Below are 16,446 nucleotides of genomic sequence, written 5' to 3'. Positions count from 1 at the left end.
CGTGTCGATGCTGCCGAACACGGCAGCATCGCACCCTGACGTCGCGTCGAACGGTGAGCGAGGAATCACGTGCTGGTCCTGACTCTCGGCGCAGCGGCTATCGGCTTCGGCTTTCTAATTCTTGCGTTGATGACGGGGTCGGTCGTGTGGGCGTGGGCCTGCATCGTCGTGTGTATCGTGGGAGCAGTTCTGCTACTTGTCGGTGCACTGACGGGCAAACGACCACCGCCGGAACCCGACAAGTAATATGTGCTGATTTCCCCAGTTGTTTCAGGCGTCGATCCGGCTATCACCGGGGAGCTTTCGGAAGAACGACTCGGTTCGATGGGCAACCACCTCGAATCGACGTCCAGTAGAACCGAACGGGTGAGCCCGTCACAGCTCACGTGGAGAGGCTTGCTCCGGCGACAGTGTCGTCGGAGCCGAGCAAGCGGGGTGGTACCGCGGTATCCGACGTCCCGATCGTCGAATGTCGTCCCCGTGCCAACAGGTGTCGCGTCCAGTACGCGTCCGGCACGGAGGAGACAGATATGGCAGATGCGAGCGCACGTCCGAAGAATGCGTCCTACCCGCTGGTCGATCTGGCCGAGGGCCGATCGGGCAGTGTCCCGTTCCCCGATCTCGAACGCATCGTGCTGCACGAGTGGGCCGAGGACGGCACCTTCCGAGCCAGCATCGACAATCGAGCGGGTGCCGAGGAATTCGTCTTCTACGACGGCCCTCCCTTCGCGAACGGTCTGCCGCACTACGGCCACCTCCTCACCGGCTACGTCAAGGACCTCGTCCCGCGATTCCAGACGATGCGGGGCAAGAAGGTCGAGCGCCGCTTCGGCTGGGACTGCCACGGTCTGCCCGCAGAGTTGGAAGCGGAGAAGCAGCTCGGTATCAAGGACAAGTCCGAGATCGACGAGATGGGTCTGGCGAAGTTCAACGCCTACTGCAAGCAGTCGGTACTCCAGTACACCGACGAGTGGCGGGACTACGTCACTCGGCAGGCGAGGTGGGTCGACTTCGACAACGACTACAAGACCCTCGACGTCGACTTCATGGAGTCCGTCATGTGGGCGTTCAAGACGCTGCACGACAAGGGCCTGATCTACCAGGGCTACCGAGTTCTGCCGTACAGCTGGTACGAGCAGACGCCCCTGTCCAATCAGGAGACCCGCCTCGACGACGCGTACAAGATGCGTCAGGATCCCGCGGTCACCGTCACGATGCCGTTGACGGCTCCCGGCTCGCCCCTGGACGGCGCGAACGCGTTGATCTGGACCACCACGCCGTGGACCCTGCCGTCGAACCTGGCGATCGCGGTGCATCCCGAGGTGCAGTACGTGCAGGTGCGAGGCACCGACGGTGAGCGTTACGTGCTTGCCGCTGCGCGTCTTTCGCACTACGCGAAGGAACTGGGGGAGGAGCCGGAGGTGCTCTCGGAGCACACCGGTACCGAGTTGGTCGGACTTGCTTACGCACCGCCGTACGATTTCTTCCTCGGCCACGAGAACTCGCACCGCGTGCTGCAAGCCGACTACGTCACCACCGATTCGGGCACCGGAATCGTCCACCTCGCACCGGCTTTCGGCGAGGAGGACATGGACGTCGCCACCGCGAACGGCATCGAGGTGGTGCAACCGCTCGACGCAGGCGGCAAGTTCACCTCGCTGGTGCCGCCGTACGAGGGCCTGATGGTGTTCGACGCCAATCCGGTGATCATCAAGGACCTCAAGGCGTCGGGTCGGTTGCTGCGGCACGAGACCATCGAGCACTCGTACCCACACAGCTGGCGCAGTGGTCAGCCACTGATCTACATGGCGGTGCCGTCGTGGTTCGTCGCAGTCACCAAGTTCCGTGATCGGATGGTCGAGCTGAACCAGGAGATCACCTGGGTTCCCGAGCACATCAAGGACGGCCAGTTCGGCAAGTGGCTCGAAGGTGCACGCGACTGGAACATCAGCCGAAACCGGTACTGGGGCAGTCCGATTCCGGCGTGGACTTCCGACGACCCGGCGTACCCACGGCTGGATGTGTACGGCAGCCTGGACGAGCTCGAGCGTGACTTCGGTGTGCGGCCGACCGATCTGCACCGGCCCTACATCGACGATCTGACGCGTCCCAACCCGGACGACCCGACGGGTGAGTCCACGATGCGCCGCGTTCCCGAGGTGTTGGACTGCTGGTTCGAGTCCGGCTCGATGCCGTATGCGCAGGTGCACTTCCCGTTCGAGAACGAGGAGTGGTTCTCCACGCACAACCCGGGCGATTTCATCGTCGAGTACAACGGGCAGACACGCGGCTGGTTCTACACGTTGCATGTGCTGGCCACGGCCCTCTTCGATCGACCGGCGTTCAAAACTGTTGCTGCACACGGCATCGTGCTCGGTGACGACGGCCTGAAGATGAGCAAGTCCAAGGGCAACTACCCGGACGTCAAGGAGGTCTTCGACCGCGACGGCTCCGACGCCATGCGGTGGTTCCTGATGTCCTCACCGATCCTGCGCGGCGGCAACCTCATCGTCACCGAGCAGGGCATCCGCGAGGGCGTCCGCCAGGCGTTACTGCCGATCTGGAATGCGTGGAGCTTCCTTCAGCTCTACGCCTCGAAGCCCGGGCAGTGGCGAACCGATTCGCCGCACGTGCTCGATCGTTACGTTCTGGCCAAGCTGTCGGCCACCCGCGACGCGATCACCGATGCGCTCGAGGGCAACGACATCGCCGGTGCCTGCGACGAGCTGCGCACGTTCTGCGATGCGTTGACCAATTGGTATGTGCGACGGTCGCGTTCGCGGTTCTGGAGCGAGGACGCCGACGCGATCGACACCCTGCACACCGTGCTCGAGGTGCTCACGCGCATCGCCGCCCCGCTGCTGCCCCTGATCAGCGAAGTGGTGTGGCGGGGCTTGACCGGTGGCCGCTCGGTGCACCTGACCGACTGGCCCGAGGCCGACGAACTGCCGTCGGATCCCGAACTCGTCGAGAGCATGGACGAGGTCCGCACCGTGTGCTCGACCGTTCTGGGTCTGCGCAAGGCACAGAACCTGCGCGTGCGGTTGCCGCTGCCCGAGGTGACCGTCGCGGCCGCCGATGCGGAGCGGCTGCGTCCGTTCGTCGACATCATCGCCGACGAGGTCAACGTCAAGAAGGTCGATCTGACCGAAGACGTTGCGGTACACGGAAAGTTCGAGCTCGTCGTCAACGCGCGTGCTGCGGGCCCGCGGATCGGCAAGGACGTCCAGACCGTCATCAAGGCCGTGAAGGCAGGCGATTGGTCCGAGGACGCGGACGGTGTGGTGAGCGCAGCAGGAATTGCGCTGCTGCCGGAGGAATTCACTCGCAGGCTCGTTGCCGCCGAGCCCGAATCGACGGCGCCGTTGCCCGGAAACGCCGGACTGGTCGTGCTCGATTCCGCCGTCACCGAGGAGCTCGAAGCCGAGGGCTGGGCCAAGGACCGCATCCGCGAACTGCAGGACGCGCGTCGCAATCACGGCTTCGAGGTCTCGGACCGCATCGACATCGTCATCGAGGTCCCCGAACATCGGCAGGCGTGGCTCGACACGCACCGCGATCTCATCGCCGGTGAGGTGCTCGCACTCTCGCTCGTCGACGGACGCGTCGGGGACGACGGCAGCGATCTCGGTGAGGGAGTGCGGGCAGCGATCACCAAGTCGTCATGATCGACGTCGACGGATCGGTCGTCGTGCCCACCGAGCAGTGGTCGGGTACGACACCCGACCGTGCGGCGCAGACGCTCGGCTTCACCGTCGATCTCGGCTGACCATGTCGAACATCGCCGACGACACTCTGCGGAGTCGCCGATGGGTGCTGCACCTGGACATGGACGCGTTCTTCGCATCCGCCGAACAGCTCACTCGCCCCACGTTGCGGGGCCGCCCGGTCCTCGTCGGCGGGGCGGGTGGGCGGGGAGTGGTGGCCGGTTGCAGCTACCAGGCGCGTGCCTTCGGGGCGCGTTCGGCCATGCCGATGCATCAGGCTCGCCGACTCGTCGGAGCCGGGGCCGTGGTGTTGCCACCGCGGTTCGTTCTCTACTCCGAGCTCAGCCGACGCGCTTTCGAGGCACTACGCGGACCCATGCCCGTTCTCGAACAACTCTCGATCGACGAGGCGTTCGGTGAGCCGCTCGAACTCGCCGGTGCGACGGTTCACGAGGTCGAGCAGTTCTGCGCGGGCCTGCGCGCACTGATACTCGCCGAGACCGGACTGGTCGCCTCGATCGGTGCCGGATCCGGAAAACAGATTGCCAAGATCGCGTCGGGACTGGCCAAACCCGACGGCATCACCGTCGTCGCTCCGGGAATCCAGGCCGAGTTGATGGCGGCTCTGCCGGTTCGGAAATTGTGGGGGATCGGACCGGTGGCCGGAGAGCGCTTGCGACGCTTGGGGATCGACACCATCGGCAAGTTCGTGGCCACCCCGGAGTCCGAGGTGGCGTCGATTCTCGGGGCCACGATGGGGCCGAGCCTGCATCAGCTCGCACGCGGAATCGACAATCGCGTCGTGGCCGAGCGGGCCGAGGCCAAACAGGTCAGCGCCGAGACGACGTTCGCACAGGACCTGATCTCTCTCGCTCAGCTCCGCCCGGCCATCGAGTCCATCGTCGATTCGACGCATCGCCGGTTGCTGAAGGACGGTCGGGGTGCCAGGACGGTGGTACTGAAACTGCGCAAGTCCGACATGAGCATCATCACCCGATCGGCAACGTTGCCGTACGCGACGGTGGACAAGCAGACCATCGTGGCCACGGCACAGCGACTTGCCGTCGATCCGGTCGACGTCGGTCCGATCAGGCTCGTCGGCGTCGGGCTGGCCGGGCTGTCGGCCGTGCGACAGGGTTCGCTGTTTCCCGAGCTGGAGTACGAGCCTGCCGCGGATGCGACCGAGGAGTCGCCCGCACCGATCGAGGCCGCCGCGGATGTCGTCGTCCCGGACGGTCCGCGGTGGCAACCGGGCATGGACGTCCGGCATCCCGACTTCGGTCACGGCTGGGTGCAGGGGGCCGGTCACTCGGTGGTGACCGTGCGATTCGAGACGCGAACCAGCGGGCCGGGAATCGCGCGCACCTTCGCCGAATCGGACGACAACCTGGTCGTTGCCGACGTTCTCGACAGCCTGAAGTGAGCTGTGGCGTCGCTGAGGAAACTCTGTGAGGTTTCACAGGTATGCCGATCGCGTTGTGACTCGGGCGTGTCGAGCTGACATAGTGGACCAGGTCCGAGACGACCCCATTCCAGACGACCGACGAGTCACAGAACGATCGAGACGTGACTCAGAGTGAAAAGGACAAGCACTTGAAGCTTCGCAACACCCGACGGGCAATGGTTGCCGGCATCGCCATCGCCGGAGCGCTCACCATGACCGCCTGCAGCTCCGGAGGCGACGAAGAGCCCACCGCGACGACGACGGCGGTCACAACTTCTGCCGCTGCCGCTCCCGACGCCGGTGCGTACCCGCCGGTGCCGACCGTGGAGGACCTCAACGCTCAGCTCGTACGCGGGCTCGACCCCAACGTTCCGGTCGAGGAGAAGGCCGCCCTGATCCAGGGTGCATCCGAGGATCCCGAACTGATCAACCAGGTCGCCGCCGCTGCCGTCGCCAACAACGCGCAGATCGAGATCACCAGCATCGACGATCTCGGCACCGGCGTCCTCAACGCGGGCATCACGATCACGCTCAACGGCCAGGCCAACCCCGGCACCTTCCAGTTCGTCCCCGAGGACGGCGTCTGGAAGCTCTCCAAGGACAACGCGTGCGGCATCGTCTCGCTCGCGCAGCTGACCAGCCCGGCGTGCCCCGCACCCTGAGTCCTGCCGATCGTCTCTGACCGACAAGAACACTGCCGGTGACATGTCCCCTCGGGGACGTGTCACCGGCAGTTTTTCGTGGGCCCGGCTCGATTCACATGCTCGGTGTCACCGATCGAATGCGTTCGACGGCAGCCTCGGCGACAGCGGTGACGGTCTCCGGTTCCAGGCCGGCCTGATCCGAGACGACGATCTGGACGACGGTCGAGTCGACCACGGCCACCACCACATCGGAGACCAAGGTGAACCCTTCACTGCTGGTGGTCAGGCGTACCGAGGCCGACGCGTCACCGACCGTCGACTGCTCCCGGCCCGCCAACGCGTAGTCGACGCTCACCCCGTCCGCATCCGTGCCGCTGAACGTCGTGCACCCCACCCACGCCTGCTGGATCGCCGTGAAGGCCTCGGCCGTGCCCGTATCGGGGTAACTCGCCGCGTCCTCGTCGATCGAGGAGAAGTTCGGTCCCGAGAAGCGGACGACTGCGTTCGACGCCGCACCGCCCCGCTGCTCCGAGATCGGTGCCAGTACCGCAGCGCACTCGGCAGGATCGGTACCGGACTCGTCGGGGGAGTCGTACTCGGGAGCCGGATCGAGACCGAGATCCTGAACGGGGTCGGGAATCGAGGAGAAGCCGTCCGGGAGGTCGCCGAGACCCAACATCGCTGCGGCGAGGACGCCGGAGTCGGTGATGGGGGCACCGAGCAAGGGATCGGGTGCGGGGACGGAGCTGGGCGCGGGTGCAGGGGTCGGGGCCGGCTCGTCTGCGCTGCACCCGGACGCGGCGACGCCGAGGACAGACAGCGCCGCCAGCAGCTGCGTCGCGGTCCGCCCGGTCATCGGGCGGCCCAGGTGATCGAATCTCCGACGGTCTGACGCAGCACGGTTGTGCTTTCGGGGTCGGTGTACATCTGCTCGCCACCTGCGGTGATCGATCCGCCGACGGGAAGTGGTCGGGTCAGATCGATCTCGAGCGTTCCCGAGCCGGTGAACGTGTACGTCTCGATATTGAGCGTCCCTGCGTCGTCGGGCAGGTTCCAGGTGGTCGATTCGGGCGTCTGGGTGATCGCGACGTCCAGGGTCGCTCGGTCACCGTCGAGTGCGCGCAGCGTGACCGTGGTGCGCTGGTTCAACGTGATGCCGCTCAGTACCTGTTGATCGACGGTCCATGTCGCGCCCACTCCCACCTCTGCTTCGGGGAAGTCGACGGAGCGGTACACCGCGGCGTTCAACGAGCGTTCGATCGCCGCGCGGGCGGTGTCGAGCGCGGCGTCGGCGGGGGTGATGTGCAGTGCGGTGATCGCTCCCGAGTCGGTGGTCGCCAGCCGTGCCGACGAGCCCTCGGATGCGGAGAGTGCGTCGGTCAGGCCCTCGTCGGGCGACGTCGCAGCTCCGATGGTCAGCTCGACGGACCGGGTAGCGCCGGTCGAGGCGTCGTCGTCCGGGACGGTATCGGACGTCGATGCGGACAGGGGCACGGTCAGTTCGGGGCTGGAGAAGTCCTGTGGAGCCCCGTCGCTGATCTGCTGCGAGACGGTGGAGGTGGTGGTGAGGTCCACGTTCTGCTCGTTCGCGTCGGAGGTTTCGAAGGCCAGTACGCGTCGCGGCTCGGTGCCGGGGTCGACCACGGTGGTGGTCGTCGGCGTCACGGCGATCGTCACCTCGTTCGAGGACGCCGCCTGCTCGGGAGCGGGATCGGTGTCGGTGTCGGCGCTCGAACATCCGGCGACGAGAACCAGTGCACAGCAGGCAGCGAGGAAACCGGAGCGGACGGTGCTGGAGCGGACGGTGCGGAAACGATCGGTCGACTTCACGGCCACCAGGCTACTGACACCGCCCGTGGCGACCGGTGGTGCGCGGCACGGATGAGGACCCGCCGCCGTCCATACGCCATGATGGACAGGTGAGTGAAGACCGCGCCGACGATCCGCCAGCCGAGACGAGTAGTGTTCCGGCACCGAACGAGACCGCGGACTCGCAGGTGACCGATACCGACAGCGCCGCGAGTCGAGTTCCGAAGCCGCTCAAGACGCGGTTGCTGGTCGCGATCGCGGCCGTGATTCTGCTGTTCGACCTCGTGACCAAGATCGTGGTGGTGCACTACGTCAAGCCCGGCAACCCGATTTCGATCGTCGGAGACGTCGTGACGTTGCGGCTGGTGCGTAATCCCGGTGCGGCGTTCTCGATGGCCACCGGCATGACCTGGTTGCTCACGGTCGTGGCAGTCGCGGTCGTCATCGGAGTGATCAAGATCGGTCGGACGCTGCGATCGCCGTGGTGGGCACTGGGATTGGGTCTGGTTCTCGGCGGCGCGCTCGGCAACCTGATCGACCGATTCTTCCGTGCCCCGGGTCCGTTCCAGGGACACGTCGTCGACTTCGTGTCGGTGGGCTGGTGGCCGGTGTTCAACGTTGCCGATTCGTCCATCGTCTGTGGTGCGATCCTCCTCGTCGTCCTGAGCCTGTTCGGGTTCGAGCCGAACGGTGAACGGGTGACCAAGGCGAACTCCGATGCCGCAGCCGAGGCCGACAAGTGAGGGAATCGCGCTCGATGCCGGTGCCCGACGGTCTGGACGGAATGAGGGTGGACGCCGGTCTCGCTCGGTTGCTCGGGCTCTCGCGTACCGTCGCCGCGGCGCTGGCCGAGGAGGGCTCGGTTCTGGTCGATGCCGGTGCCGTCGGCAAGTCCGACCGGCTGGCCGCTGGGTCGTGGCTCGAAGTGACGCTGCCCGAGCCGGCCCGTGAGTTGACGATCGAGGCGGAGCCGGTCGAGGGGATGGACATCCTCTACGCCGACGACGACATCGTGGCCGTGGACAAGCCCGTCGGGGTCGCCGCGCATGCCAGCGTCGGCTGGACCGGACCCACCGTCATCGGCGGTCTCGCGGCCGCCGGTTTCCGAATTTCGACCTCCGGTGCGCACGAGCGTCAGGGCATCGTGCACCGCCTCGACGTCGGCACGTCCGGGGTCATGGTGGTCGCCACGTCCGAGCGGGCGTACACCGTGCTCAAGCGGGCGTTCAAGGCGCGCACGATCGACAAGCGCTACCACGCACTGGTGCAGGGGCATCCGGATCCGAGCAGTGGAACGATCGATGCCCCGATCGGTCGACACGGCAGCAACGACTGGAAGTTCGCCGTCCGTGCCGACGGCAAGCCCAGCGTCACCCACTACGACACGGTCGAGGCGTTCCAGGCCGCGAGCCTGCTGGACGTGCACTTGGAAACCGGTCGCACGCACCAGATTCGGGTGCACTTCTCGGCTCTGCGTCATCCGTGCTGCGGCGATCTGACCTACGGTGCCGATCCGCGGCTGGCCGAACGGTTGGGCCTGGAGCGGCAGTGGCTGCATGCGCGGTCGCTCGGCTTCGCGCATCCGTCCGACGGCCGCTGGGTGGAGATCGAGAGCAAGTATCCGGCCGACCTCGAGCACGCACTCGAGGTGCTTCGGAAGGCGTGATGCGCACCAGGGGAGTGCTGGGCGGTGTCGTTGCCGCGGCACTCGTGTTCGTGGCGCTCGCGGTGATCGGGCACCTCAACCCGGTACGACAGCTGGGCGTGGGCACCGACCGGCTCGGCCCGGACAGCGGCGAGCAGGTGGTCGACTACCTGGCCCGCGCCGAGGCGAGCCTGCGCAGCGACAACACCGAACCTCGGTGGGGATCGGTGTCGTTCGATCGCGAACTCACCGCCCAACAGGCCTATGCCGTCGCCGACGGGATTCGTATCTCGCAGGTGCTCGTGCGTGTTCCGCTCGATCGTGTGCAAACCCCGATCCTGACCGTCGGCGTGCCGGGCAGCGAACGCTCGGTACTGAATTCGACCGCGCGGGCAGCGAGCCTGGCGACCGAATCGTTCGGGGCGGGAGACCGGCAGGCGCAGATCGCCGCAGTCTCGCAGCAACGTCTGCTCGACGGGTGTGCGTGTGTGGTGACGTTGGTGGTGCGCGCGACCCCAGCCGAGTTGAGCGAGCTGGCCGGCCGCGCCGATGTGCGAGCGGTGCAGGCGCTTCCGTCGGATGCGGTGTCCGGCAAGTTCGCAGTCGAGCCGCTCCTGCCGGAGCACGTCGACGTCGTCGGTCCGCTCCCGGACGACGGTCCCGTGCCGACCCGATGAGGCGATTTCTCGTCGCATCCGTCACACCTGTCACGTCCTCCCAGGACACACCGGCAGCGTGAAAATTCTGTCGGTTCGACCGCTTACAGTGAGTACGTTCGCGGCTCGTATTCACGCCGACGCACGACCTTCAGGAGAGAACCTTCGTGGCCGATTCGTTCGTTCATCTGCACAACCACACCGAATATTCGATGCTCGACGGTGCCGCCAAGATCGGCGCGATGTTCGCCGAGGCAGCACGGTTGGAGATGACGGCAGTCGGCATGACCGACCACGGCAACATGTACGGGGCCAGCGAGTTCTACAACGAGGCAAAGAAGGCCGGGATCAAGCCGATCATCGGCATCGAGGCCTACATCGCGCCCGAGTCCCGATTCAACAAGAAGCGTGTGCTGTGGGGCGACCGCAGCCAGAAGTCCGACGACGTCTCCGGTAGCGGTGCGTACACGCACATGACGATGGTCGCCGAGAACGCGACCGGAGTCCGCAACCTGTTCAAGCTGTCCTCGCTCGCCTCCATCGAGGGTCAGCTGGGCAAGTGGGCCCGGATGGACGAGGAGATCATCGCCCAGCACGCCGAGGGCATCATCGCCACCACCGGCTGCCCGTCGGGTGAGGTGCAGACTCGGTTGCGACTCGGCCAGGATCGTGAGGCGCTGGAGGCCGCTGCCAAATGGCGCGAGATCTGGGGTCCGGAGAACTTCTTCCTCGAACTGATGGATCACGGCCTGTCCATCGAGCGGCGTGTCCGCGAAGGCCTGCTCGACATCGGCAAGAAGCTCTCGATTCCGCCGCTGGCCACCAACGACTGCCACTACGTCACCAAGGATGCCGCCGAGAACCACGAGGCGCTGCTGTGCATCCAGACCGGTAAGACGCTCAGCGATCCCACTCGCTTCAAGTTCGACGGTGACGGCTACTACCTCAAGTCCGCCGCCGAGATGCGCGAGCTCTGGGACGATCAGGTGCCCGGTGCCTGCGACAGCACCCTGCTCATCGCTGAGCGAGTGCAGCCGTACGACGAGGTGTGGGCGCACCGCGACCGCATGCCGATCTTCCCCGTGCCCGAGGGCCACACCCAGGGCACCTGGTTGCGCCACGAGGTCATGACCGGACTCGAGCGACGGTTCCCCGACGGCCCCGCCGAGGACTACCTGGCGCGCGCCGAGTACGAGATCAAGGTCATCCTCGAGATGGGCTTTCCGGCCTACTTCCTCGTGGTCGGCGACCTGATCAACCACGCCAAAGCCGTCGGCATCCGCGTCGGGCCGGGCCGAGGTTCCGCCGCCGGATCGTTGGTCGCCTACGCCATGGGCATCACCAACATCGACCCACTGCCGCACGGTCTGCTCTTCGAGCGATTCCTCAACCCCGAGCGTGTGTCGATGCCCGATATCGATATCGACTTCGACGATCGCCGCCGCGGTGAGATGGTCCGCTACGCCACCGAGAAGTGGGGTAGCGATCGCGTCGCCCAGGTGATCACGTTCGGCACCATCAAGACCAAGGCCGCGATCAAGGACTCGGCCCGAGTGCAGTTCGGCCAGCCCGGTTTCGGGATCGCCGATCAGATCACCAAGGCGCTGCCGCCGCCCATCATGGCCAAGGACATCTCGGTGGCGGGCATCACCGATCCGTCGCACGAGCGCTACAAGGAAGCCGTCGAGGTTCGAGCGCTGATCGACTCCAACCCCGATGTCGCGACCATCTACAAGACGGCCAAGGGACTCGAGGGCCTGATTCGCAACGCAGGCGTGCACGCCTGCGCGGTGATCATGTCCTCGGAGCCGCTGACCGACGCCATTCCGGTGTGGAAGCGCGCGCAGGACGGCGCGATCATCACCGGCTGGGACTACCCGTCGTGCGAGGCCATCGGCCTGCTCAAGATGGACTTCCTGGGCCTGCGAAACCTCACCGTCATCGGTGACGCCATCGACAACATCAAGGCCAACCGCGGCATCGACATCGACCTCGACGCTCTCCCGCTCGACGACCCGGCGACCTTCGACTTGCTCTCTCGCGGAGACACTCTCGGCGTCTTCCAGCTCGACGGCAGTGCCATGCGCGATCTGCTCCGACGCATGCAGCCCACCGGTTTCGAGGACATCGTCGCCGTCCTGGCGCTGTACCGGCCCGGTCCGATGGGCATGAACTCGCACAACGATTACGCCGACCGAAAGAACGGTAGGCAAGAGGTCAAGCCGATTCACCCGGAGCTCGAAGAGCCGCTCAAGGTGATTCTCGGTGAGACGTACGGCCTGGTGGTCTACCAGGAGCAGATCATGCAGCTCGCGCAGAAGGTGGCCGGCTACACCCTGGGCCAAGCCGACCTGCTGCGTCGTGCCATGGGTAAGAAGAAGCTCTCCGAGCTCGAGAAGGCGTACGCCGGGTTCCGGCAGGGCATGTTGGACAACGACTTCTCCGAGGCGGCCATCAAGGCGCTGTGGGACACCGTGCTGCCCTTCGCGGGCTACGCGTTCAACAAGTCTCACTCCGCGGGCTACGGCCTGGTGTCGTACTGGACGGCGTACCTCAAGGCCAACTACCCGGCCGAGTACATGGCCGGCCTGCTCACCAGTGTCGGCGACGACAAGGACAAGGCTGCGATCTATCTGGCCGATTGCCGCAAGCTCGGAATCACGGTGTTGCCGCCGGACGTCAACGAGTCCGAACTCAACTTCGCGTCGGTGGGCAAGGACATCCGGTTCGGTCTCGGCGCTGTCCGCAACGTCGGTACCAATGTGGTCGCGTCGATCATCAGGGCGCGATCGGAGAAGTCGAAGTACACCGACTTCTCCGACTACCTCGGCAAGATCGACGCAATTGCCTGCAGCAAGAAGGTCACCGAATCCCTCATCAAGGCAGGTGCTTTCGACTCGCTCGACCATCCGCGCAAAGGTCTGATGCTCATCCATGCCGACGCGATCGACGCGGTGATGGGCACCAAGAAGGCCGAGGCGATAGGTCAGTTCGATCTGTTCGGCGGCGAGGATGCCGACGAGTCCATCTCCGCGGTGTTCAACGTCCGAGTGCCGGACGAGGAGTGGGAATCCAAGCATCGGCTCGCCCTCGAGCGCGAGATGCTCGGTCTCTACGTCTCGGGCCACCCGCTCCTGGGCGTCGAGCACATGTTGGCGGCGAAGTCCGACTGCAACATCCCGACCATCCTCGAGGGTGACATCAAGGACGGCACCCAGGTGACTGTGGGCGGCATTCTGGCCTCGGTGAACCGTCGGATCAACAAGAACGGTCTGACGTGGGCGTCGGCTCAGCTCGAGGATCTGGCCGGTGGTATCGAGGTGCTGTTCTTCCCACAGGCGTACTCGGTGTTCGGTGCCGATGTCACCGAGGACTCGGTGGTGCTGGTCAAGGGTCGGGTTTCGGTGCGTGACGACCGAGTTTCCTTGATCGCGAACGACCTTGCGGTGCCGGATCTTTCGGCCATCGGTATCGACAAGCCGCTCGCGGTGAGTCTACCGACGCGACTGTGCACCGCCGACAAGGTCGGCGCGCTCAAGCGGGTGTTGATCAGTCACCCAGGGACCTCGGACGTCCATCTGCGGTTGGTCAGCGGCGACAAGATCACCACGATGAAGCTGGACGACAGCCTGAGGGTGACGCCGACCTCGGCGTTGATGGGCGACCTGAAGGCGCTACTGGGGCCGGGCTGCCTGACGGGCTGAGGCCGGCCCGGTCGAACCCAACTCGGTCAGCCGCAGCGTCCACCAGGCGACTACGGCGACCGCTGCGCCGGCCAGCACGGCTGCCTGCAGCGAGCCGGCGATGACGAGGGTCGCGGCGAACACGAGAAGTCCGAGTGCGAGGGCTTCGAGCTTGTAGACCGGCCATGCGATGCCTGCCACGTCCGCGGTGCGCAGGGTAGGAGCGGGTCGACGGGTCACCTGGGTGCTCGTGTAGGTCATCGCGTTCTCCTCTGGTGCCACCGGCAGATTCGGGTCTCCGCTGCGGGAAGTTCAGACTATACCCAACAAAAGATTCGGTCCACCGAACTTGGGCTCCGGCCTGGCATTGTTGCCGATCTCCTGGCGTCGCAACGTCGGTGGGTGTTGACTGAGAGCCATGCCATTGACAGGAGAATACGAACCGAGTTCATCCGACTGGGCCCGCGAGCAGGCCGAGCTTTACGAGAACTCCGGCGGAACCGAAGGCACGATGATGAACGGTATGCCGGTCGTGCTGCTGACCACGAAGGGCAACAAGAGCGGCAAGCTCCGCAAGTCGCCGTTGATGAGGGTCGAACACGACGGCGAGTACGCCATCGTCGCCTCCCTCGGCGGCGCGCCGAAACACCCCGTCTGGTACCACAACGTCAAGGCCGAGCCACTGGTCGAGCTACAGGACGGTCCCGAGAAGCACGACTACATCGCACGTGAAGTGACCGGCGACGAGAAGGCCGTGTGGTGGGAACGCTCGGTTGCCGCGTACCCCGACTACGCCGAGTACCAGAAGAAGACCGACCGCGAGATACCGGTTCTGGTTCTCTCGCGCGCCTGAGGAGTGTCTGCACCGGTCGTGGAACGGTCCCGGATGGGCAACCGTTCCACGCTGGTGGCAGCATGTCCTGGTGTCTTCATCCCCTGAACTCGCCTCCCAGCACTCATCGTCGGTAGCCGTCACCGCTGCCGACATCGATGCCGCTGCGGTGCGAATTTCTTCGGTGGTGGCCGCGACACCCCTGCAGTTGTGCGAGCGGCTGTCTGCGGAGACGGGCGCAAAGGTCTACCTCAAGCGCGAGGACCTGCAGATCGTGCGGTCGTACAAGATTCGCGGCGCATACAACCTGATGGATCAGCTGACGGATGCCGAGCGCGCCGTGGGCGTGGTGACGGCGAGCGCCGGGAACCACGCACAGGGCGTCGCATTCGCATGCCGCACGATGCAGGTGCGGGGGAGGATCTACGTCCCGGCCAACACCCCCAAGCAGAAGCGTGACCGCATCCGGGTGCACGGAGGGGAATTCGTCGATCTCATCGTCATCGGCGACACGTTCGACGCGGCGGCTGCCGCGGCTGCCGAGGATGTCGCTCGTACCGGTGCCACGATGGTGCCGCCGTTCGACGACCCCCGAACCGTGGCCGGCCAGGGCACCATCGCCGCCGAGATCGTCGACCAGCTCGGCGGCGCACCGGATGTCGTCGTGATGCCGGTCGGCGGCGGCGGATGCATCGCGGGCATCTCGAGCTACCTGCGTGAGCGAGCACCGCAGACCTCACTGGTCGGCGTCGAGCCGTCCGGAGCCGCGTCGATGACCGCCGCACTGATCGCCGGTGGTCCGGTGACACTCGCCGACATCGATCCGTTCGTCGACGGAGCTGCCGTCCGCCGGATCGGAGACGTGCCGTACGCCGCGCTGCGGTCGCTGGGAGCGAGTGTGGTCTCGCATGCCTCGTTGCCGCTGCTCACTGCGCCGGTATTCGAAAGTGCGGGCCCGGGCGCGTTCCTGATCACACAGATCGACGAGGGCGCGATCTGCACGGCGATGCTGGCGCTCTATCAGAACGAGGGCGTCATCGCCGAGCCCGCGGGCGCACTCGCGGTGGCTGCGCTCGAGCACCTCGACATCGCCCCCGGCAGTACCGTCGTGTGCCTGGTCTCGGGTGGTAACAACGACGTCTCCCGTTACGGAGAAATTCTCGAGCGCTCTCTGGTCCACCTGGGGCTCAAGCACTACTTCCTGGTCGATTTCCCGCAGGAACCCGGGGCGCTGCGCCGATTCCTCGACGAGGTGCTCGGCCCCGAGGACGACATCACGTTGTTCGAGTACGTCAAGCGCAACAACCGCGAGACCGGAGCGGCTCTGGTGGGCGTCGAACTCGGGTCGGCGACCGGATTGAGCCCGCTGCTCGAACGTATGCGGAATTCGCACCTGCACGTCGAGCAGCTGGAGCCGGGCTCTCCGGTGTACCGCTACCTGACCTGAGTCGGCCCACCGCACCTACCTACGGCGTTACCGGCCGAGGAGGCGATCGACCACCTGTCGGTGCAGTTCGGGGTCCACGCCCGGGAGATCGAGGAGGGCGCCCAGGTAGATGCCGTCGCCGACGAGTCGGATGATCTCGGCCTGAACGGGGTCGTCGATTTCGGCGCGTAGCCCCTCGTCCCACAACCGCATCATCTCCGTGACGGCGTCCTGCACCTCGCCGGAATTACCGTCGACGCTCCGTAACGCGGCCAGGGTCGATCGATACAGTGCGATCTCCTTCTCGGAGATGGAGTCGGGTGGTTGCAGATACCACTCGGACACCGAGGTGCCCCCTGCTGCAGCATCGGCGCGCTGCTGATCGGCCTGGGCACCGAGTCGCCTCACCATGGCGGCAACCAGGGCGTCCTTGGTCTTGAAGTGATAGAGCAAGCCGCCCTTGGAAACGCCTGCGGCGGCGGCGACGCTGTCGAGGGTCACCTTGGTCATGCCGTGTTCGATCAGCATCGATTCGAGTGCGTCGAGTATTCGGTCGCGGGTGTCCGATGACATGAAACTCACTTTACCGGCTGGACGGTT

The 16,446-nt window shown here is 65.7% G+C and carries 14 protein-coding genes; 10 read left to right on the top strand and 4 right to left on the bottom strand.

Features of this window, described 5'->3' with window-relative positions; translation table 11 throughout:
- Positions 1–69 precede the first annotated feature (69 nt).
- The 4 genes from R3P93_RS07480 to R3P93_RS07465 all read left to right on the top strand — a co-directional run bounded on the left by R3P93_RS07480 (position 70) and on the right by R3P93_RS07465 (position 5,813).
- Entirely contained in the window at positions 70–246 is a 177-nt protein-coding gene (locus R3P93_RS07480) for a hypothetical protein (protein ID WP_176460265.1), read from the top strand.
- A gap of 284 nt (positions 247–530) precedes the next feature.
- Complete coding sequence (gene ileS, locus R3P93_RS07475) at positions 531–3,668, top strand: isoleucine--tRNA ligase (RefSeq protein WP_317532710.1); 3,138 nt, start codon at positions 531–533, stop codon at positions 3,666–3,668.
- Positions 3,669–3,771: 103 nt separating this feature from the next.
- Positions 3,772–5,130 (top strand): DNA polymerase IV, encoded by a 1,359-nt coding sequence (locus R3P93_RS07470; RefSeq protein WP_068051935.1) that lies wholly within the window; start codon positions 3,772–3,774, stop codon positions 5,128–5,130.
- 197 nt (positions 5,131–5,327) lie between these two features.
- Complete coding sequence (locus R3P93_RS07465; RefSeq protein ID WP_176460298.1) at positions 5,328–5,813, top strand: hypothetical protein; 486 nt, start codon at positions 5,328–5,330, stop codon at positions 5,811–5,813.
- Positions 5,814–5,907: 94 nt separating this feature from the next.
- Here R3P93_RS07465 and R3P93_RS07460 read toward each other — a convergent pair whose 3' ends face one another.
- Both R3P93_RS07460 and R3P93_RS07455 read right to left on the bottom strand, forming a co-directional pair.
- Positions 5,908–6,651: a hypothetical protein gene (locus R3P93_RS07460; protein WP_068051932.1), complete on the bottom strand. Its 744-nt coding sequence runs from the start codon at positions 6,649–6,651 to the stop codon at positions 5,908–5,910.
- Positions 6,648–7,625: a hypothetical protein gene (locus R3P93_RS07455; RefSeq protein WP_262498364.1), complete on the bottom strand. Its 978-nt coding sequence runs from the start codon at positions 7,623–7,625 to the stop codon at positions 6,648–6,650. Before R3P93_RS07455 ends, R3P93_RS07460 begins: the two co-directional genes overlap by 4 nt.
- 89 nt (positions 7,626–7,714) lie before the next feature.
- On the opposite strand from R3P93_RS07455, the gene lspA reads away from it, so the two are divergent.
- From lspA to dnaE, 4 genes are all read left to right on the top strand, one after another.
- Positions 7,715–8,347, top strand: a complete 633-nt coding sequence (gene lspA, locus R3P93_RS07450; RefSeq protein ID WP_068051928.1) for a signal peptidase II — start codon at positions 7,715–7,717, stop codon at positions 8,345–8,347.
- Positions 8,344–9,270, top strand: a complete 927-nt coding sequence (locus R3P93_RS07445) for an RluA family pseudouridine synthase (protein ID WP_094640119.1) — start codon at positions 8,344–8,346, stop codon at positions 9,268–9,270. Before lspA ends, R3P93_RS07445 begins: the two co-directional genes overlap by 4 nt.
- Positions 9,270–9,926, top strand: a complete 657-nt coding sequence (locus R3P93_RS07440) for a hypothetical protein (protein WP_149406346.1) — start codon at positions 9,270–9,272, stop codon at positions 9,924–9,926. The genes R3P93_RS07445 and R3P93_RS07440 overlap by 1 nt, the downstream gene beginning before the upstream one ends.
- A gap of 146 nt (positions 9,927–10,072) precedes the next feature.
- On the top strand, positions 10,073–13,609 hold the full coding sequence (dnaE, locus tag R3P93_RS07435) for a DNA polymerase III subunit alpha (protein ID WP_094688482.1): 3,537 nt from the start codon (positions 10,073–10,075) through the stop codon (positions 13,607–13,609).
- On the opposite strand, the gene R3P93_RS07430 is transcribed toward dnaE, so the two are convergent.
- Positions 13,580–13,849: a hypothetical protein gene (locus tag R3P93_RS07430; RefSeq protein WP_094640117.1), complete on the bottom strand. Its 270-nt coding sequence runs from the start codon at positions 13,847–13,849 to the stop codon at positions 13,580–13,582. The two genes, dnaE and R3P93_RS07430, sit on opposite strands and share 30 nt — an antisense overlap.
- A gap of 157 nt (positions 13,850–14,006) precedes the next feature.
- Here R3P93_RS07430 and R3P93_RS07425 point away from each other — a divergent pair, with 157 nt between their 5' ends.
- Both R3P93_RS07425 and ilvA read left to right on the top strand, forming a co-directional pair.
- Positions 14,007–14,441 carry a nitroreductase family deazaflavin-dependent oxidoreductase gene (locus tag R3P93_RS07425; protein WP_068051906.1) on the top strand — a complete coding sequence of 145 codons (435 nt, stop codon included), beginning with the start codon at positions 14,007–14,009 and terminating at the stop codon, positions 14,439–14,441.
- Between the two features lie 70 nt (positions 14,442–14,511).
- Positions 14,512–15,867: a threonine ammonia-lyase IlvA gene (gene ilvA, locus R3P93_RS07420; RefSeq protein WP_094688484.1), complete on the top strand. Its 1,356-nt coding sequence runs from the start codon at positions 14,512–14,514 to the stop codon at positions 15,865–15,867.
- Between the two features lie 27 nt (positions 15,868–15,894).
- Here the strand turns inward: ilvA and R3P93_RS07415 are convergent, their stop codons facing one another.
- A complete protein-coding gene (locus R3P93_RS07415; RefSeq protein ID WP_068051915.1) occupies positions 15,895–16,419 on the bottom strand; it encodes a TetR/AcrR family transcriptional regulator in 525 nt (174 codons plus the stop codon).
- Positions 16,420–16,446: the final 27 nt, after the last annotated feature.

Origin of the sequence: Rhodococcus cerastii, from assembly GCF_033042195.1 — a bacterium.
Classification (GTDB): Bacteria; Actinomycetota; Actinomycetes; order Mycobacteriales; family Mycobacteriaceae; genus Rhodococcoides.
The sequence above is the reverse complement of the archived record's forward strand: the minus strand, read 5'-3'. Positions and strand labels throughout refer to the sequence as shown.